At 69.7% G+C, this 18,454-nt stretch carries 19 protein-coding genes and 1 tRNA gene; 14 read left to right on the plus strand and 6 right to left on the minus strand.

Features of this window, described 5'->3' with window-relative positions; translation table 11 throughout:
* Positions 1–13 precede the first annotated feature (13 nt).
* The 4 genes from G3T37_RS12610 to G3T37_RS12625 all read left to right on the plus strand — a co-directional run bounded on the left by G3T37_RS12610 (position 14) and on the right by G3T37_RS12625 (position 3,518).
* A complete protein-coding gene (locus G3T37_RS12610) occupies positions 14–1,162 on the plus strand; it encodes a DNA polymerase III subunit delta' (protein WP_163474250.1) in 1,149 nt (382 codons plus the stop codon).
* A complete protein-coding gene (locus G3T37_RS12615) occupies positions 1,159–2,703 on the plus strand; it encodes an alpha/beta fold hydrolase (RefSeq protein WP_163474251.1) in 1,545 nt (514 codons plus the stop codon). Before G3T37_RS12610 ends, G3T37_RS12615 begins: the two co-directional genes overlap by 4 nt.
* Before the next feature lie 64 nt (positions 2,704–2,767).
* Positions 2,768–3,406, plus strand: coding sequence for a TetR/AcrR family transcriptional regulator (locus G3T37_RS12620; protein ID WP_163474252.1), 639 nt, complete (start codon positions 2,768–2,770; stop codon positions 3,404–3,406).
* 39 nt (positions 3,407–3,445) lie between these two features.
* Positions 3,446–3,518 (plus strand) — tRNA-Thr (locus G3T37_RS12625).
* Positions 3,519–3,536: 18 nt separating this feature from the next.
* On the opposite strand, the gene G3T37_RS12630 is transcribed toward G3T37_RS12625, so the two are convergent.
* Positions 3,537–4,019: a tyrosine-type recombinase/integrase gene (locus G3T37_RS12630; RefSeq protein WP_338401261.1), complete on the minus strand. Its 483-nt coding sequence runs from the start codon at positions 4,017–4,019 to the stop codon at positions 3,537–3,539.
* Between the two features lie 927 nt (positions 4,020–4,946).
* On the opposite strand from G3T37_RS12630, the gene G3T37_RS12635 reads away from it, so the two are divergent.
* Positions 4,947–5,528 (plus strand): hypothetical protein, encoded by a 582-nt coding sequence (locus G3T37_RS12635; RefSeq protein WP_163474253.1) that lies wholly within the window; start codon positions 4,947–4,949, stop codon positions 5,526–5,528.
* Between the two features lies 1 nt (position 5,529).
* Here G3T37_RS12635 and G3T37_RS12640 read toward each other — a convergent pair whose 3' ends face one another.
* A complete protein-coding gene (locus G3T37_RS12640) occupies positions 5,530–5,970 on the minus strand; it encodes an ester cyclase (RefSeq protein WP_163474254.1) in 441 nt (146 codons plus the stop codon).
* Positions 5,971–6,044: 74 nt separating this feature from the next.
* On the opposite strand from G3T37_RS12640, the gene G3T37_RS12645 reads away from it, so the two are divergent.
* Entirely contained in the window at positions 6,045–6,575 is a 531-nt protein-coding gene (locus G3T37_RS12645) for a hypothetical protein (protein WP_163474255.1), read from the plus strand.
* Here G3T37_RS12645 and G3T37_RS12650 read toward each other — a convergent pair.
* Genes G3T37_RS12650 through G3T37_RS12665 form a run of 4 tightly spaced genes read right to left on the minus strand, consistent with a single transcriptional unit; the run spans position 6,565 to position 10,110 of the window.
* On the minus strand, positions 6,565–7,713 hold the full coding sequence (locus tag G3T37_RS12650; protein WP_163474256.1) for a MalY/PatB family protein: 1,149 nt from the start codon (positions 7,711–7,713) through the stop codon (positions 6,565–6,567). The two genes, G3T37_RS12645 and G3T37_RS12650, sit on opposite strands and share 11 nt — an antisense overlap.
* A gap of 17 nt (positions 7,714–7,730) precedes the next feature.
* Complete coding sequence (locus G3T37_RS12655; RefSeq protein ID WP_163474257.1) at positions 7,731–8,534, minus strand: ABC transporter permease subunit; 804 nt, start codon at positions 8,532–8,534, stop codon at positions 7,731–7,733.
* A complete protein-coding gene (locus tag G3T37_RS12660; protein WP_163474258.1) occupies positions 8,531–9,457 on the minus strand; it encodes an ABC transporter ATP-binding protein in 927 nt (308 codons plus the stop codon). Before G3T37_RS12660 ends, G3T37_RS12655 begins: the two co-directional genes overlap by 4 nt.
* Positions 9,454–10,110, minus strand: a complete 657-nt coding sequence (locus G3T37_RS12665) for a TetR/AcrR family transcriptional regulator (RefSeq protein ID WP_163474259.1) — start codon at positions 10,108–10,110, stop codon at positions 9,454–9,456. The genes G3T37_RS12660 and G3T37_RS12665 overlap by 4 nt, the downstream gene beginning before the upstream one ends.
* A 425-nt stretch (positions 10,111–10,535) precedes the next feature.
* On the opposite strand from G3T37_RS12665, the gene G3T37_RS12670 reads away from it, so the two are divergent.
* The 8 genes from G3T37_RS12670 (at position 10,536) to G3T37_RS12705 (ending at position 18,450) form a co-directional block, all read left to right on the plus strand.
* Positions 10,536–11,657, plus strand: coding sequence for a GuaB3 family IMP dehydrogenase-related protein (locus G3T37_RS12670; RefSeq protein WP_163474260.1), 1,122 nt, complete (start codon positions 10,536–10,538; stop codon positions 11,655–11,657).
* 25 nt (positions 11,658–11,682) lie between these two features.
* Complete coding sequence (locus G3T37_RS12675) at positions 11,683–13,413, plus strand: glycerol-3-phosphate dehydrogenase/oxidase (RefSeq protein WP_163474261.1); 1,731 nt, start codon at positions 11,683–11,685, stop codon at positions 13,411–13,413.
* A 13-nt stretch (positions 13,414–13,426) separates the two neighbouring features.
* A complete protein-coding gene (locus G3T37_RS12680) occupies positions 13,427–13,957 on the plus strand; it encodes a cation:proton antiporter regulatory subunit (protein WP_163474262.1) in 531 nt (176 codons plus the stop codon).
* A gap of 9 nt (positions 13,958–13,966) precedes the next feature.
* Positions 13,967–15,409, plus strand: coding sequence for a cation:proton antiporter (locus tag G3T37_RS12685; RefSeq protein WP_194241621.1), 1,443 nt, complete (start codon positions 13,967–13,969; stop codon positions 15,407–15,409).
* Between the two features lie 12 nt (positions 15,410–15,421).
* Positions 15,422–16,165, plus strand: coding sequence for an SURF1 family cytochrome oxidase biogenesis protein (locus G3T37_RS12690; RefSeq protein WP_206673835.1), 744 nt, complete (start codon positions 15,422–15,424; stop codon positions 16,163–16,165).
* A 4-nt stretch (positions 16,166–16,169) separates the two neighbouring features.
* Complete coding sequence (locus tag G3T37_RS12695) at positions 16,170–16,610, plus strand: DUF3817 domain-containing protein (RefSeq protein ID WP_163474265.1); 441 nt, start codon at positions 16,170–16,172, stop codon at positions 16,608–16,610.
* Positions 16,606–18,183, plus strand: coding sequence for a glutamine-hydrolyzing GMP synthase (gene guaA, locus G3T37_RS12700; protein ID WP_163474449.1), 1,578 nt, complete (start codon positions 16,606–16,608; stop codon positions 18,181–18,183). The genes G3T37_RS12695 and guaA overlap by 5 nt, the downstream gene beginning before the upstream one ends.
* A gap of 117 nt (positions 18,184–18,300) precedes the next feature.
* Complete coding sequence (locus tag G3T37_RS12705) at positions 18,301–18,450, plus strand: hypothetical protein (RefSeq protein WP_163474266.1); 150 nt, start codon at positions 18,301–18,303, stop codon at positions 18,448–18,450.
* Positions 18,451–18,454 lie beyond the last annotated feature (4 nt).

An 18,454-nucleotide genomic window follows, 5' to 3' on the forward strand; every position in this document is an offset into this window, starting at 1 on the left:
TTAGGCTGACCGGGTGAGTGTGTGGGATGAACTGACCGGGCAGGCCGAGGCCATCGCGGTCTTCGAGGCGGCCGCCGCGGGCACGATCGACTCATCGATGACGCACTCGTGGCTCGTCACCGGTCCGCCCGGCTCGGGCAGGTCCAACCTCGCCTACGCTTTCGCCACCGCACTGCTCTCGAAGGGCCCCGACGACGACGAGGCCACGGCGCGCCAGGTGGCCGCGCGCACCCACCCCGACCTCGGAGTCTTGAGCACCGAGCGCGTCATCATCAGCATCGACGAGGTGCGTCACCTCGTCACCTCCTCACAGTTCTCCCCGTCCGTCGGCCGCTACCGCGTCATGGTGATCGAAGACGCCGACCGCATGAGCGAGCGCACCTCGAACGTGCTGCTCAAGGCGCTCGAGGAGCCGCCGCCCCGCACGGTGTGGATCCTCTGCGCGCCGAGCGAGGCGGATCTGATTCCCACGATCCGCTCGCGAGTCCGCTCGGTGAGACTGCGCGTGCCCGGAATCGACGAGGTGGCCGAGTTGATCTCGCGCCGCGACGGCGTCGACCTCGCCATCGCCACCCGGGCGGCGCGCGAGGCGCAGAGCCACATCGGCATGGCGCACCGGCTGGCCACGAACGAGGATGCGCGCGCGCGACGTGAGCAGACGCTCGCCATTGCGCTGGGCATCCGCTCGGTCGGCGACGCCGTGCGCGCGGCCGCGACCCTGCTGCAGATCGCGGGCGACGACGCGAAGGCGATCACTGAGGAGCGCGACGCGGAGGAGCGCGCCAGCACCCTGCGGTCACTCGGTATCGAGCCCGGTGGCACCATTCCCCCGGCACTGCGCGGGCAGCTCAAGAACCTCGAGGAGGATCAGAAGCGCCGCGCCACTCGCAGCCTGCGCGACGGCCTCGACCGGATCATGGTCGACCTCCTGTCGCTCTATCGCGACGTGCTGCTGCTGCAACTCGGCGCGGGGATCGAGCCCATCAACCTCAGCATCACGCCAGAACTGGAGCGGGCACGCGACCAGGCGACACCCGCCCAGACCCTCGCCACACTCGATGCCATCGCGACAGCGCGGCGCCGCATCGACGGGAACGTGAGCCCGGCACTCGCCCTCGAGGCCATGCTCATCTCCGCCGCACGAAAGGATCCCGTACGGTGACCTCCCCACGCTCGGCGCGTCTGCGTCGGGGCTCAGTCCTCGCCCTGCTCACCGCGGTCACGCTGCTGCTGACCGGATGCGTCAGCTGGTTCCTGCCGCCCTCCGCGACGTCGAACCCGACGGGGGAGAAGGTGGCGGCCGACCTCGCTCCCTACTACCACCAGGTCTTGCACTGGAGCGCGTGCGGGAGCGGAATGCAGTGCACCACCGCGAAGGCGCCGCTGGACTGGTCGAACCCGTCCGGGGCCTCCATCAAACTGGCCCTCATCCGCCAGCAGGCGACGAGTGGTCACTCGCTTGGCTCGCTGCTCGTCAATCCCGGCGGCCCCGGTGCCTCCGGCTACGACTTCGTGCGCGACAGCATCTCCTATGCGACGAGCTCGACCCTCCAGAAGAACTACGACATCGTCGGATTCGACCCCCGTGGCGTCAACCACTCGAGTGCGATCAAGTGCTACCAATCGCCGAAGGTGCTCGACTCCTTCCTCTACGACATCCCGGCGGGAACCCCCGGCAGTGATGGCTGGATCGCCGAGTTGGAGAAGGCGCAGAAGGACTTCGGTGCCGAGTGCCTCAAATACACGGGCAGCCTGCTCGGTCAGGTGGGCACGATCAGCGCGGCCCGCGACCTCGACCTGCTGCGCGCGGCGCTGGGCGACACCAAACTCAACTACCTGGGCTACTCATACGGCACGCTGCTCGGTGCGACCTACGCGAATCTCTACCCGAGCCACACCGGTCACCTCGTGCTCGACGGCGCGGTCGACCCCACGGTCACGCCCTTCGAGTTGAGCGCCACCCAGGCTCAGGGCTTCGAACACGCGTTGCGGAAGTTCCTCGCCGGGTGCCCCAAATTGACCGGATGCCCGTTCGGCAGCGACGTCGACCAGGACATGGCCAGCATCCGCGGCCTGCTCGACCGACTGGATGTCAGCCCCCTCCGCGCGGCCGACGGACGCAAACTGGGCAGCGCGGTCATGTTCACCGCGATCATCTACCCGCTCTACAACGTCGACAACTGGGGTGCGCTCGTCGACCTCTTCAGGTCCGTGGCGAAGGGCGACCCCAGCTACGCGTTCCAACTCGCGGACGGCTACAACGGTCGAAACAAAGACGGCACCTACAGTGACAACTCCACCGAGGCCTTCACCGCGATCAACTGCCTCGACTACCCGTCCGACCCGACCGTCTCCACGATGCGGGCAGACGCCGCGAAGCTCGACAAGCTGGCCCCGGTCTTCGGGCACCTGATGGCCTACGGCGGGACCGGATGCTACGACTGGCCCTTCAAACCCACCCGGGTCGCCGGCCAGATCACGGCGGCGGGCTCCGCGCCGATCCTCGTCGTCGGCACCACGGGCGACCCCGCCACCCCCTACGTCTGGGCGAAGCACGTGGCGGCGATGCTGCAGAACGGGCACCTCGTCACCTACAACGGCGAGGGGCACACGGCGTACAACAAGTCGAACGCTTGCGTGAACCAGACCGTCGACAACTTCTTCGTGCACGACACGGTTCCGAGCAGCGATCCGAACTGCTGAGGCCGCGTCGGTCATCCGGCGTCATCGATGACTGCAAGATTGCAGAGCATGCAATAATTGAAGCATGTCGATTGCCGAGAACCCGGGGCTGCGCGAGCGCAAGCGCCTCGCGACCCGCAAGGCGATTCAGAGCGCTGTGCTTCGACTCGCGACGGAGAAGGGTCTCGAGGGCGTGACCGTCGAAGAGATCAGCCGCCGCGCCGATATCTCGCCGCGCACCTTCTTCAACTACTTCGTCTCCAAAGAGGCGGCCATCGTGGGCGACGGGCCGGAGCTGATCGAGTCGGCGGAGCTCGAGTCGTTCATCCAAGGCGGCGGTGGCGACATCTTCGACGCGGTCGGTGACCTCATGGCGGAGGCGGCGGATCGCGCGTCCGAGGATCGCGACACCCTGCTGCTGCGGCGGGCGCTCCACAAGCAGCATCCGCACCTCTTCGCGCTGCGCATGGCCGGGATGCGCCAGTTCGAGGATGAACTGACCGCCGTGATCGCCCGCCGACTCGCGCACGACGACCCCAGTCTTGCAAGGGACCAGGCGGCGCTGACCTCGCGCGCCCGGCTCATCACCCTGGTCGCCATCGGCACCCTTCGCCACGCCTGGTCGTGCTGGGCCGACGAGGAGAACGGCGAATCGCTGGCCAAGCGGGTGCGCGACTCCTTCGATCAACTCGACCACCTGCTGGTGGCAGCAGCAGCCCGATGATCGGCTAAGCTAGCTTGCTGTGTCCCGGCGACGGGCCACGCCGCCTTAGCTCAGTCGGTAGAGCATCTCACTCGTAATGAGAAGGTCGTCAGTTCGATTCTGACAGGCGGCTCCGTTAGCTCCCGCGGAATCACGCGGATGTGGCAGCGTTCGATCTCTTCGGCTCGGTTGGTGACGGCGGTTGTGCCCACATTGTGCCCACATCGGTCGAGCGTGCACGCTCATTCCAAGCATCGGCAACAGCGTCCAGATCGTCATCGAACAGGTCGCTGTACACGTCGGGAGTCATGGCTGCGGATGCGTGGCCGAGTATCCGCTGGACCGCCAAGATTGTGGCGCCGGCCGAGATGGCCAGCGACGCGGCCGTGTGACGAAGCGAGGGCGGGGTGATCTTCGGGAGCCAGGAGTTTCGGTCGCACAGCGTCTTGACTGCGGCATTGAAATGACGACGTCGAATGTTGCCATTGCGCAGTACGTCACCCTTGGGCGACGGAAATACAAGATCGTCCGGTCGCTTGCCCTCGAGCCGGGCGGTTATGGCATCGGCGAGGAACGCGGGAAGTGGCACTGAGCGGCGATCGGGAACGGCGTACTTCATCAGGCTGGAGAACACGACATGGATCTTGAGGAAGCAGGGGTGTTTGCCTCCCTAATCCGCCGCTTTCAAGAAATCGAAGCGCCCCGGGAAGCGCGTAGATCGAGCTGACAGGTCCCCATTCGATATCGAGATCGGGGCGAACATTCGACCGATCCAGGCCCCAAACCTGGGTACCTCTTCTCCGCACCCACGCCGTCGTTCGATTCACCCAGCGCTCATACTCGACGGACACGGCGCGCATCGAGTCGGCTTGGGAGCCTATCGAACTGACTCGGAGTGTGGTGTCGTCGCGTCGACCCGGGAGCCACAGCATGACGGGCGAGCGGTTCGAATCGACAAGCAAGCCCTTCCTCACACTGGGCTTGAGCCTCGCCCGATTCATCCGGATAAACACACCCGCGCGGTCATTCGTTTCGAATGTCGGGTCGCCGTCTCGAAGCACGACCGGTGGGCCGATCTCTCGGGACTGCACCATGACTTTGTCCTCGGCCTCCGCATCGATCGGCTCGAGGAAGATCATCGGGTTCGAGACGAGTGGCCAGGGGTGAAGGGAGACATCGTCCCCGTGCCGAAGGTGAGACAGGAGGGCCGCCACGTCGTCCGCATCCGCGTAGAAGTGAACCGCACCGACCATCACCCAAGTATGACCGCAATCGTCTTCCCGCCTATGTCCGGCCCGCAAACGCGGGCCTGGCACCCGGGCCTGCAACTCGCGCTCGAGCAGGCGGAAGGCGCGTCGACGGGCGAAGGCGGCGCACGGGCAGCTACCGGTTGAGGGAGGTCTCATTCGACCGACCACTCCACACGCGTAGCGCCACGGCGGCGGCGTCACCCAGTTTGGGGTGGGGCGTGAGCCGGGCATCCGTACCGCGGGTGGTCGGGGGTCGGTATCGTGGGAGCCAGCGCGTTTCGGTGGGGGACGCGCTCGCATGGGGGTGTGGAATGGCGCTGGGCAAGCTGACGTCGGCGACCGCGCACGAGATCACTCCGCGGCAGTCCGCGCCGTTTCGCGGCGGCTTCATCAGCAACCTCGCGGCGCTCGAGAAGGTGCTCTCGCGCGACGCGCTCGTCGACTCGGTGCGCGGCGGCACGCCCGTCTCCTTCGATGCGACCGACGAGGGGGATGACCACGAGGTGCGTCTCGCAATGATGACGCTCGCCTTCGGCACCCGCCCCGCGAGGGCGAAGGCCGCCCTCACCCTCTGCACCCGTCTCGCCCGCACCATGGACGGTCGCAGCCAGGATTGCGTGCTGCTCTCGTCGGTGCACGAGACCAGCACCTTCGCCTCTGAGGTCATCATCTGGATGCTCCCGCACGAGCCCCTCGTCGAGAAGGGCATCGGGCGCGTGCAGCTGGGCGACGCGCGCGGCCAGACGGCCGGGCTGCGCAAGGCTGCCGCATTCAAGGGCATGAACACCCACACGGGGTTCCGCAAGGGTGTCGCGCTCGACCGTCAGACCAGCACCGGGGATCAGCGCGCCGCCGAGTTCTGGATCTCACGCTTCCTCGACGGGGCGCTCTGAGCTACGCGGGCGGTCCGGGCATCCGCACCACGCCGAGTTGCAGCATCGACGTGAGGTCGTCGCGGGTCGCCCAGTGCTCGGCGAGCTTGCCGTCGGCCACCCGGAACCAGTGCGTCTGGCGCGCCGAGAAGCGCTTGCCGGTGACAGGCCCCGCGCCGTTCAGCGGCCCCAGATTCGTGCCCTCCGAGAGCACCCGCGCGGCCACCAGGTCGCCCTGTTCGATGATCGCCTCCACTGTCATGTGGATATCGGGGAACTGCGCGGTCAGCCACGCGACGGTCGCCCTTGTTCCGGCGGGGCCATTCTGCACGCCCGGCTCTTCGGTGCCGAACGGGGACAGCGCGTGTTCGACGTACACGTCTGCCATCAGCTCTTCGCAGCTGTCGAGGCGCCGCTCGTTCCAGAGCTCCTCGAAATGCCGCCTCACGAGGTCCGCATTCATGCCTGAACTGTAGGCCTGCCGGGCATCCGTCACAATCACAGTTTCCGGGGGCCGCGGTGTTCTACTCTGGGGCCATGGAGTCCGACCCGAACGGCTCTCCCGCTGACCTGCCCGCGCCGACCCCCGCCGACGCCCCGAGCGCGGTCGACGGCCCGAGCCCCGCATCCGCCGCCCGCCCGAGCGCGGTCGACGGCCCGAGCCCCGCACCCGCCGCCGCGCCGAGCCCGGCCAGCGCCGCCGCGCCGACCCCGGTGATCGCCGCCGCCCGTCACTCGCGCGCCGCGACCATCGAGCGGGTCGCCAAGACGGGGATGATCGCCGCTCAGATCCTCTGGGCCATCGCCCTGCTCGTCTTTCTGTTCGTGCTGCTCGTGCACCGCACCGCCGACGCCATCACCGCGTCGATCGCGGTCGTCGTCATTCTCGGGGTCGCCTACCTCGGCTTCGACGGCCTCTACGCCGCGGCCGGTCGCCGGCACGCCCGCGCCTCACGCGAGCACTCCCGCCACGCGAGCGCCGACGGCCTCGGTCGCAGCGAGGGCACCGACGCCTCCGCGAGCACCGGCGACGCGACGGATGACCGCGCCACCCGATTCACCGAGTGACGCCGCCGAGCCGCCGCAGCGCCTCCTCCAGCACGTCCGGTCCGCACGCGAAGTTGAGCCGCGCGAATCCTGAGCCCTGCACGCCGAAGGTGCGCCCGCTGTTGAGCGCGACGCGCCCCGACTCGAGCGCGGCGGCGGCGGGGTCATCCCCCCAGCCCTGCTCACGGAAGTCGAGCCAGGCCAGGTAGCTCGCCTGCGGCTCGCGGTAGCGCACGGCCGGCAGGTGCAGGGCGAGCAGGGAGCTGAGGTAGGCGCGGTTGGCCTCGATGGCGTGGATCGCGGAGTCGAGCCAGTCGCCCCCGTCGCGGAAGCCGGCCACGGAGGCGTGGAGTCCGAGGAGGCTCGTGCGCCAGAGCACCTCGTCGGGGAGGCCGCGCAGCACCTCGGCTCCGTTCGCGCTCGCGGCGACCATGATCGCGCACTTCACGCCGGCGAGGTTGAAGGCCTTGCTCGCGGAGGTGACGGTGATCGCGCGGTCGCGGGCGTCATCCGATACCGACAGGAACGGCACGAACCGCGCGTCGCGGTGGCTGAGCGGGCCGTGGATCTCGTCGCTCACCACCCAGGCGCTGTACTCGGCGGCGAGGCGGGCGAGCGCCTCCAGCTGCTCCCTCGGGTGCACGAGGCCCAGCGGATTGTGCGGATTGCACAGCAGGATGGCGCGGGCGCCGTGGCGCAGGGCATCCTCGACGGCGGCCAGATCGATCGACCAGCCGGCGTCGCCCTCGGCCAGCGGCACCTCGACGGTGCGCCCGCCCGCCTCGGGCACGAGGTCGAAGAAGGGCGGGTAGACGGGCGGCATGATGATCACTCCGTCACCCGGCATGAGCACGCGACGCAGCACCTCCACGATCGCGACGCTGACATCGGTCGTCGAGGTCACGAGCTCGGGGTCGAGCTGCCAGCCCCAGCGCTCGGCCGCGAAGCCGGCGAACGCGTCGCCGACCGGGCGGGCCGAGGCGACGTAGCCGGTGTCGGATGCCCGTACTCGGCCGATGATCGCCTCCGCGACGACCGGCGCCAGCGGGTAGTCCATCTCGGCGACGAACAGCGGCAGCACGTCGGCGGGGTACTCGACCCACTTCTCGCTCGTGCGCGCGCGTAGCAGGGAGAGCGGATCGGCATGCAGTTCGGCCATGGGAACAGCTTGCCCGATCATCCCGCGATGTCGCGTCGTCGCAGGGCGATGACCGTCACGACCGCGAGCACGGCGCTCGTGCCGTAGAGCAGCGCGAGGCCCGCCCAGTCGGCGCCGTGCACGAGCGGCGTGTGGCGATACGCCCAGCCGTAGGGCGACCAGGCGCGCAGTACCTCGAGGCTCTTCTGCTGGTTGCCGATCGCGTTGAGCACGTAGCCGAGGATCGCGATCCCGGCGCCCGCCCCGGTCGCGTAGACGCGTCGCCCCGTGCTCGCCCCGACCGCAAGCGCGGTCGTGGCCGAGAGCGTGCCGAGCCCGAGGTAGGCCGCCGAGACGGCGACGATTCCGGGCAGGCCCAGCCCGAGCGCGGAGGGGCCGTTGAGCGCGCCGACCAGCAGCCCGCTGAGGAGGGCGAGCCAGGCGAGCCGCAGCAGCACCGACAGCCCGCGCTCGACCGCGACGCGCGTGCGACTGACCGCGTGGGCGAGGGTGAGTTCGAGACCGCCGCTCTCCTCGTCGCCGGCGATCGCCGCGCTTCCCCAGGCCGTCGCCGCGATCACGATGAGCACGAAGCCGATGAGCCCGTAGAAGGTCGACTCGGTGTACCCGCCGCCGGTGGTGATCTGGGCGTAGCCGAGAGCCTTGATGAGCTGCGGGGGCAGGGTGTTGATCAGCTTCGCCATCTGCGACCCCGCGCCGCCGAGCGAGGGGAACAGCGGCAGATAGAGGAACAGCGCGGCGGCGATGCCCGCGCTCCAGCCGATGAGCGAGCGCCACGAGTCGCCGAGCGAGCGGCGAAGGAGGGGGAACGGCGCGCTCATCGGGTCTCTCCGTCGTGATAGAGCCGCAGCACCGACTCCTCGAGGTCGGGCTCTTCGACGACGAGCTCGGCGACCGTGAAGCCCGCGAGCGCCTTCACGCACCCGTCGATCGGGCCGGTGATGGTGAACGAGGCGGTCAGCCGCGGCGACGGCGTCGCCGACAATTCGAGCGCCGACAGCCCCGGGATGCCCGTCAGTACCCGGCGCGCCCCCTCCGCCGTCACGCCCTCCAGTTCGGCGCGCACGTGACGGATCGCGGTCTGCCGCAGCGCGTCGACCGTGCTCACGGTGATGACGCGGCCGGCGCGCAGCACCGCGACATCGGTGGCGGCCTGCTGGATCTCGCTCAGCACGTGCGAACTGAGGAACACCGTCTGCCCGCGGTCGCGCGCCTCGCGCAGGAGCGCGAGGAACTCCTGCTGCACGATGGGGTCGAGACCGCTCGTCGGCTCGTCGAGCACCAGCAGTTCCGGCTCGTGCAGGAAAGCCTGAACGAGCCCGAGCTTCTGCTTGTTGCCCTTCGAGAGGGTGCCGACGCGGCGGTCGAGGTCGAGGCCGAGGCGCTCGGCGAGCCGGTCGGCGGAGCCGGGGCGCACCTCCCCGCTGATGCCCGCGTAATAGTTCAGCAGCGCGCGACCCGTGATGCGGCCCTCCAGCCGCAGCTCGCCCGGCAGGTAGCCGATCCTCCTGCGAAGCGCGGGTCCGCCCGTGCGCGGGTCGGACCCGAGCACGCGCGCCTCGCCCGAGCTGGGGCGGATCACGTCGAGCAGCACCCGCATGAGCGTGGTCTTTCCGGCGCCGTTCGGCCCGATGACGCCGAAAACGGTGCCCGCGGGGACGGCCAGATCGACGCCGTCGAGCGCCCGGGTGCGGCCGAAGGTCTTGCCGAGGGCGGCCGTTTCGAGGGCGAGGGGGAGGGTCATCCGGTCGCTCCTTCCGGGGATGCCGCGATCGCGTCGCGGGTGGCCTGCAGCAGCCGGTCGCTCGTGTAGAGGCCACCGGTGAACAGCTCGAGGGCGGGGATCGCCATGCGTGCCGCCACGGCCGGGGTGAGGCCGACGGCCCCGCTGGCCCGGCCGATCTGCCGTTCGAAGACGAGCGTCGACAGCCCGTAGGCGGTGAGGATGACCGCCCGCATGTCCGCGTCGCTCGACGCCCGCACCGTGCCGTCGGCCTCGCCCGCGGCGAGCAGTTCCCGCGTCTGTTGCACAAAATCGTCGAACAGCCGGTCGCCGAGAGCGGAGCCATCGGTGATCGCGCGGCCGATGTAGTCGAGCCAGGGCCGATGCGCGTCGATGTCGGTCAGCCACTGCCGGATCGCCGCGCTCGTACCGGGCCCGCCGTCGGTGATCGCCGCGCTCGCCGCCATGATCTCGGCGAGGATCCACTCGTCGCAGGCGTGCCGCAGCCCCTCCTTCGACCCGAAGTGGTGGATGACCAGCGCGGGGCTCACCCCGCACCGTTCCGCGATCGCCCGCACGGTCGTCGCGCGCACGCCGTCGCGCCCGAACAGCGCGATCGCGGCCTCCCGGATCCGGGCGCTCGTGGTCGCGTCGTCGGCCTTTGTTGAACGCATGTTCAGCATGCTAAACGCTTGTTCAGCGGAGGGCAAGGGGTGGGCCGGGGTGCAGACCACCCCGCCCGCCGCTCCCGCCCCCCCTGGCTGCTCCCACCCTGCTGGCCGCTCCCGCTCCGCCCGCCGCTCCCACCCCGCTACCCCGCACGCAATGCAGGAGATGGCCGCCTGCCGACGGCCGTCTCTCCCTCCCCGGTGCGGAATGGCGCAGCTGTTTCTGCGCAATCGCGCTCGACAGCGGATTCGGCCCTGCATTGTGAACCGGTGGGGTGGGGGCGCGGCGGGCTAGGTGGGGAGAGGGCGCGGGGGTGCGGGCGCGGCGGGGGTGCGTGGGCGGCAGAGGTGAGTGGGAGGCGACGGGGACGACGGGGCCGCGGGGGAACGCGAACGGGGTGGGCGCGGCGGCGCGCCGGTAAGCTTTGAGGGTGAGTGACATCGAGATCGGCCGCGCCAAGCGCGCTCGCCGTGTGTACGCCTTCGACGACATCGCGATCGTGCCCAGCCGCCGCACTCGCGACCCGCGCGACGTCTCGGTGAGCTGGACGATCGACGCCTACTCCTTCGCCATTCCGGTGCTCGCTGCGCCGATGGACTCGGTCGTGAGCCCCGAGACGGCGATCGCCATGGGTCGCCTCGGCGGCCTCGGAGTGCTCGACCTCGAGGGGCTGTGGACCCGCTACGACGACCCCGAGCCCCTGCTCGCCGAGATCCGCCGTCTGCCCGACGAGACCGCGACGCGGCGCATGCAGGAGATCTACGCCGAGCCGATCAAGCCCGAGCTCGTGACGGCGCGGCTCGAGCAGATCCGCTCCGCGGGCGTGCCGGTCGCGGGGGCGCTCAGCCCCCAGCGCACCCAGGAGCTGTACCAGACGGTCGTCGACGCGGGCGTCGACCTGTTCGTCATCCGCGGCACGACGGTGAGCGCCGAGCACGTCTCCAAGTCGACCGAGCCGCTCAACCTCAAGAAGTTCATCTACGAGCTCGACGTGCCCGTCATCGTGGGCGGCGCGGCCACCTACACGGCGGCGCTGCACCTCATGCGCACGGGGGCGGCGGGCGTGCTCGTCGGCTTTGGCGGGGGAGCGGCCTCGACGACGCGCACGAGCCTGGGCATCCACGCGCCGATGGCGACCGCGGTGGCCGACGTCGCCGGTGCGCGCCGCGACTATATGGACGAGTCGGGCGGCCGCTATGTGCACGTCATCGCGGACGGCGGACTCGGCACGAGCGGCGACATCGTGAAGGCCATCTCGGTGGGCGCCGACGCCGTCATGCTGGGCAGCACACTCGCGCGCGCGACGGACGCGCCCGGGGGCGGTTACCACTGGGGCCCCGAGGCCCACCACGGGGAACTTCCCCGCGGCAATCGTGTGCACGTGGGGCAGCTCGCCCCACTCGAGCAGATCCTCTACGGACCGTCGTCCAACGCCGACGGCCGCGTCAACCTCGTCGGCGCGCTGCGTCGGTCGATGGCGACCACCGGGTACTCCGATCTCAAGGAGTTCCAGCGCGTCGAAGTCATTGTGGCCCCGTATACGCAGGGCTGACTCGAACAAAAGGGTAGGGAACAGGATGTCAGCGTCGAAATCAGTCACACGGTCGTCGAAGCTGGGTCCCGAGGAGCGCGCCCTCGCCGTTGCGGCACTGCGCGAGCGTGAGCTGGATATCCTCGTGATCGGCGGCGGCATCGTCGGAACGGGCTCCGCGCTCGACGCGGTCACTCGCGGGCTCAGCGTCGGGCTCGTGGAGGCACGCGACTGGGCGAGCGGAACCTCGAGCCGGTCATCCAAGCTCGTGCACGGCGGAATCCGCTATCTCGAACAACTCGACTTCCGGCTCGTGCGCGAGGCGCTGATCGAGCGCGGGCTCCTGCTGCAGCGACTCGCGCCGCACCTCGTCAAACCCGTGCGCTTTCTCTACCCGCTCACCAAGCCGGTGTTCGAGCGGCTGTACATCGGCGCCGGAATGACGCTCTACGACATCTTCAGCTGGACCGGCGGCCGGCCGCCCGGAGTGCCGCACCACCGCCACCTCAGCCGCAGCCAGCTCATGCGTGCGGTGCCCAGCCTCAAGCGCGACGCCTTCACGGGCGGCCTCACCTACTCCGACGCGCAGGTCGATGACGCGCGCTACACCGCCAGCCTCGCCCGCACGGCGTCGTTCTACGGTGCGCACGTGGCCAGCCGGATGCGCGTCGAGGGCTTCGTGAAGGTGGGGGAGCGCGTCGTCGGGGCGAAGGTGCACGACCTGGAGACCGGCGACCGATTCGAGATCCGGGCCAAGCAGGTCGTCAACGCCACCGGGGTGTGGACCGACGACACCCAGGCCATGGTCGGCGCCCGCGGACAGTTCAAGGTGCGCGCGTCGAAAGGCGTGCACCTCGTCGTGCCGCGCGACCGCTTCCAGTCCAAGCTCGGCATGATCCTGCGCACCGAGAAGAGCGTGCTGTTCGTGATCCCGTGGGGCCGCCACTGGCTCATCGGCACGACCGACACCGACTGGCACCTCGACAAGGCGCACCCCGCGGCGACGGCCGCCGACATCGACTACATCCTCGAGCACGTCAACAAGGTGCTCGCGGTGCCGCTCACCCGCGAGGACGTCGAGGGGGTGTACGCGGGCCTTCGTCCGCTGCTGGCCGGCGAGTCCGACCAGACCTCGAAGCTCAGCCGTGAGCACCTCGTGGCGCACACGGTGCCCGGGCTCGTGGTCGTGGCGGGCGGCAAGTGGACCACCTACCGGGTGATGGCGAAAGACGCCGTCGACGAGGCGGTTGCGGCGCTCGACGGGGTGATCTCCCCGAGCATCACCGAGAACATCGCGCTGCTCGGCGCGGAGGGGTACCAGGCCGCCTGGAACCGCCGGGGCAAGATCGCGCGCCGCTTCGGCGTGCACAAGGCCCGGGTCGAGCACCTGCTGAACCGCTACGGCGTGCTCACGGATGAACTGCTCGAGATCATCCAATCCCGCCCCGAGCTCGCCGAACCGCTGCCCGGCGCCGACGACTACATCCAGGCCGAGGTCGTCTACGCCGCCACCCACGAGGGCGCGCTGCATCTGGAGGACGTGCTGGCGCGGCGCACCCGCATCTCGATCGAGGCGTGGGACCGCGGAGTCTCCGCCGCCCCGGTGGCGGCCGCGCTCATGGGCGAGACGCTCGGCTGGGACGAGGCGCGCGTGCAGAGCGAGACGAACAACTACTTGAAGCGGGTCGCGGCGGAGCGCGCGAGCCAGGAGCAGCCCGACGACGAGTCCGCCGACCGCGTGCGCCTCGAGGCACCCGATATCGTGGCTTCCAGCTGAGAAGGAGAACTCAATGGTCGACGTCAAACGGGTCAAGCTTCCCGGTGTCGGGGTGCTGCACACCTTCGTCACCGACGGCGGCGGCAAGATCGGCGTCATCACGCACCGCTCCGGGCACAGCGACCTGATCGCGTTCGCCGACGCGGAGGAGGGCTCCGACGCCACCAAGGTGGCCCTGCGACTCGACGACGACGAGGCGCACACCCTCGCCGAACTGCTCGGCGGCACGCGCATCACCGAGTCGCTCGCGAGCCTCGACCAGATCCCCGGCCTCACGATCGACTGGTTCCCCGTCGACTATGACGATCACATCGCGGGCCAGCCGCTCGGCGACCTCGCGAGCCGGGGCGTCGTCGGTGTGACCGTCGTCGCCGTCGTGCGCGGGGAGTCCGCGAATCCCGCGCCCGATGAGCACTTCAAGGTCTTCCCCGGCGACACGCTCGTGGTCGCGGGGTCGCCCGAGAAGGTCGCGAAGACCTTCGCGTTCTACCGCACCGGCGAGATCAAGACGAAGGCGCCGGCTGACGCGCCACCCGGTGACTGAGGCGTGACGATGGGCGGCGACCTCCTCATCCTCGGAATCCTGTTCGTCATCGCCTACGCCCTCGGGCGAGTGGGGAAGCGGGTCGGCCTGCCGACGATTCCGATCTACATGCTCGTGGGCCTCATCGCGAGCCCCAACTTCCACCTCTTCCCGCTGAGCTTCAAGTCGGCCGACGTCGAGCTGGTCGCCATCTTCGGCCTCCTGTTCCTGCTGTTCAACCTGGGTCTCGAGTTCGATCAGGACGAATTCTTCGGCAACGCCGGCGCGCTCCTGCTCTCGGGCGGCACCCGCATCGTCATCAACCTGGGGGTCGGCCTCGCCTTCGGCTTCTGGGTCGGCTGGGGGGCGCGCGAGGCCCTCATCATTGCGGGGATGACCGCCACCTCGTCGAGCGCGATCGTGACGAAACTCCTCATCGAGTTGCGGCGTCTGGCGAACCGCGAGACGCCGGTCATCCTCGGCATCACGGTCGTCGAGGACGTGTTCATCGCCTTCTACCTCGCGGTCGTCGCCGTCGTGATCGGTGGCGAGAAGAACATCTGGGCGATCGTGCTGCAGCTCGTCATCTCGTTCGCGTTCCTCATCGCGATGTTCGTGCTCGCGCGCTGGGGCGGCCGCGTGGTGGCGCGCCTCGTGGGCACGAAGGACGACGAGCTGTTCACGATCCTGTTCTTCGGGCTCGCGCTCGCGTTCGGCGGCATCGGCGAACTGCTGGGGGTGTCGGACGCGATCGGCGCGTTCCTCATCGGTCTCGTGCTCGGCGCCACCCGGCATCGAGGTCGCATCGAGGGCTTCGCGCTGCCCCTGCGCGACGTCTTCGGCGCCTTCTTCTTCCTCAACTTCGGGCTCGCTCTCGACCCCGGCACCTTCGGCCCCGTGGTGTATCCCGCGGCGGTCGCCGTGGGGCTCACGATCGTCGTCAACGTGCTGGGTGGCCAGCTCATCGCGCTGCAGAACAAGCTCAGTCGCGCCGAGGGGCTCAACGCCGGCCTCATGCTGCAGAACCGCGGCGAGTTCGCGCTCATCCTCGCGACCCTGGCCTCCGGGGCGGGGTTGGATGCCCGGCTCACCCCCTTCGCCGGCCTCTACGTGCTCTCCATGTCGATCATCGGCCCGGTGCTGGCGGTCAACTCGGAACGCATGGGATCCCGCCTCTTCGGCCGGCGCCGGCGCAGGGAGCGCGACGCCGTCCGCGATCGCGAGGCGGCCGAGGCGATCGCGCTCATGGCGGGAGCGGCCGACGCCGCGGAGTCGGCCGCGGACAGCGGCCTCGACGACGATGTCGCCCTCGCGCTGCGCATGTCGTCGGCGCTCGATCGCGAGGGAGTGGTCGACGGCGATCTCGGCCCCTACTCGGAAGACGACGACGAGTTCCTGCTCGGCAAGACCGTTCAGCAAGCCATGGAACAATCAGACCAGCAAGTGCAGCGCAAGCGAGATCCGGAGTATTGACCCGTGTGGAGTGTGGCCAGGCGTCCCCGGTGGATCGGCGCACTCCTCCTGGCCCTCGCGATCGCGGGCGGTTTCGCCGCGCTCGGCCAGTGGCAGCTGGGTCGCGCGGTCGCCACGGCCACGGTCGTGACCTACCCCACTGAGACCGTCACGCCCCTCGCCTCGCTCGCCACGCCGCAGAGCGTCGTCACCGATCGTGTCGCGGGCCAGATGGTGAGCGTGACGGCGCGGCGGGTGCCGGGCGACCTCTACCTCGTGAGCAACCGCGTCAACTACGGGAAGACCGGCTACTGGGTGGTCGGTCACGCGGTCACAGGCGACGGGGTGAGCCTCGCGGTCGCCTACGGCTGGGCGCCCACGCGCGCGGCGGCGACGGATGCGGCGAGCGCGCTCGCCGGCGGCGCGCCCAGCACGCTCCTGATCGGTCGCTACATGCCGACCGAGCCGCCCGACCAGGCGGACTTCGAGCACGGCGTGCGCAGCGTGCTCTCGGTCGCGGCCCTCGTGAACGAGTGGCGCACGGTGCCGACCGCGGTCTACGGGGGATACCTCGTGTCGAAGACGCCCGCACCGGGCCTGTCGGCGATCTACTCGCCCAAGCCGAGCAACGACGTGAGCCTCAACTGGCTCAACGTGTTCTACTCCATCGAGTGGGTCGCCTTCGCGGGCTTCGCGGTCTACCTGTGGTACCGCCTCGTGAAGGATGCGTGGGAGCGGGAGCAGGACCAACTCACAGAAGCCGCGCCGGTAAACTAGGGCCATGCCCCTGCAGCCCAAGCCCGCCGATCTCTCGCGCATTCCGGGGGCGCTGAAGCTCTACCGGGTCACCTCGATCATCACGGGAACCTTCCTGCTGCTCCTCGTGCTCATGATGGTGTTCCGCTACGGCTTCCTCGTCGACATCGAGCTCGGCGGACCGTTCGGGTTCCTCGCGCTGCAGCCGCGCGAGCAGATCCACGCGATCGACCTGAGCACGGGCATCCTCATCGCCCACGGCTGGTTCTACGTGCTGTACCTGTTCAGCGACTTCCGGGTGTGGTCGCTCATGCGCTGGGATTTCCGGCGCTTCCTGCTCATCGCCCTCGGCGGCGTCATCCCCTTCCTGTCGTTCATCGTCGAGCGCCACTACCACCGCCTTGCCACCGCAGAACTCGCCGCCCTGACGGCGACCACCGAGCCGAGCCTGGGAGCCAGCCATTAGCGAGTCGACCACACAGCGTCCCGTCCTCGTCGTCGACTTCGGCGCGCAATACGCGCAGCTGATCGCGCGACGCGTGCGCGAGGCGAGCGTGTACAGCGAGATCGTTCCGCACACCATCACGGCGGCCGAGATCGCGGCGAAGAACCCGGTCGGCATCGTGCTCAGCGGCGGACCTTCGAGCGTGTACGAGGCGGGCTCGCCCGACCTCGACCCGGGCATCCTGGAGCTCGGCGTGCCCGTTCTGGGCATCTGCTACGGCTTCCAGGTGATGGCGAAGCAGCTCGGCGGCGAGGTCGCCAACACGGGGCTGCGCGAGTACGGTTCGACCGCGGTGCACCTCGCGACCGCCGACTCCACGCTGCTCGGCGACCAGCCCGCCGACCAGACCACCTGGATGAGCCACGGCGACTCGGTTTCGAAGGCGCCCGAGGGCTTCGAGGTGCTCGCGTCGAGCGCGTCGACGCCCGTCGCGGCCTTCGCGAGCGACGAGCGCCGCCTGTACGGCGTGCAGTGGCACCCGGAGGTCAAGCACTCGGAGTTCGGCCAGCGCGTGCTGGAGAACTTCCTGCACCGCGCGGCCGGAATTCCCGCCGACTGGAACAGCGACAACGTCATCGCCGAGCAGGTGGAGCGCATCCGTGCGCAGGTGGGGACCGCCCGCGTGATCTGCGGCCTCTCCGGCGGGGTCGACTCGGCCGTCGCGGCGGCCATCGTGCACCGGGCGGTGGGCGATCAGCTCACCTGCATCTTCGTCGACCACGGGCTGCTGCGGCAGGATGAACGGCGCCAGGTCGAGGAGGACTACGTCGCCTCCACAGGCGTTCGCCTCGTGACCGTCGACGCCGTCGACCAGTTCCTCGACGCGCTCGCGGGCGTCACCGACCCGGAGCAGAAGCGCAAGATCATCGGTCGCGAGTTCATCCGCTCCTTCGAGAAGGCGGCCTCCGATCTGGTCGCCGAGGCGGCCTCGGACGGCTCGCCCATCGAGTTCCTGGTGCAGGGCACGCTCTACCCGGACGTGGTGGAGTCGGGCGGCGGCACCGGCACCGCCAACATCAAGAGCCACCACAACGTCGGCGGTCTGCCGGAGGACCTGCAGTTCTCGCTCGTCGAGCCGCTCCGCACGCTCTTCAAAGACGAGGTGCGGGCCATCGGCCGCGAGCTCGGTCTCCCCGAGGTCATCGTCTCGCGCCAGCCCTTCCCCGGCCCGGGTCTCGGCATCCGCATCGTCGGCGAGGTCACGCGCGACCGTCTCGAACTGCTGCGCAAGGCCGACGCGATCGCCCGGCACGAGCTGACCGCGGCCGGCCTCGACGGCGAGATCTGGCAGTGCCCGGTCGTGCTCCTCGCGGATGTGCGCTCGGTCGGGGTGCAGGGCGACGGCCGCACCTACGGCCACCCGATCGTGCTGCGCCCCGTCTCCTCCGAAGACGCCATGACCGCCGACTGGACCCGACTGCCCTATGAGGTGCTCGCGCGCATCTCGACGCGTATCACCAACGAGGTGGCCGGCGTCAACCGGGTCGTGCTCGACGTCACCTCCAAGCCGCCGGGCACCATCGAGTGGGAGTAGGGTCGCGCCGCGGCCCTAGCACGTCTGGGCGGTGACGCAAGGCGTCGATTCGCCCCGATGATCGGCGTACCGTCGGGCGGGAGATCGCAGGCGCGATCATCCTGAGGAGGTCCATCGATGACGAGTTCACGACCCGACGGCGAGTACACCGACAACGACCCGCTGGACGCGCAGTCCCACGCGGGCGAGCCGGCCGGCGAGTACACCGACTCGGAGCTGCCCGCCGACGCCGATCTGGCGACCGGCGAGACGGAGTCCGACGAGTAGGCCC

It is taken from the genome of Galbitalea soli (assembly GCF_010686725.1).
Classification (GTDB): Bacteria; Actinomycetota; Actinomycetes; order Actinomycetales; family Microbacteriaceae; genus Galbitalea; species Galbitalea soli.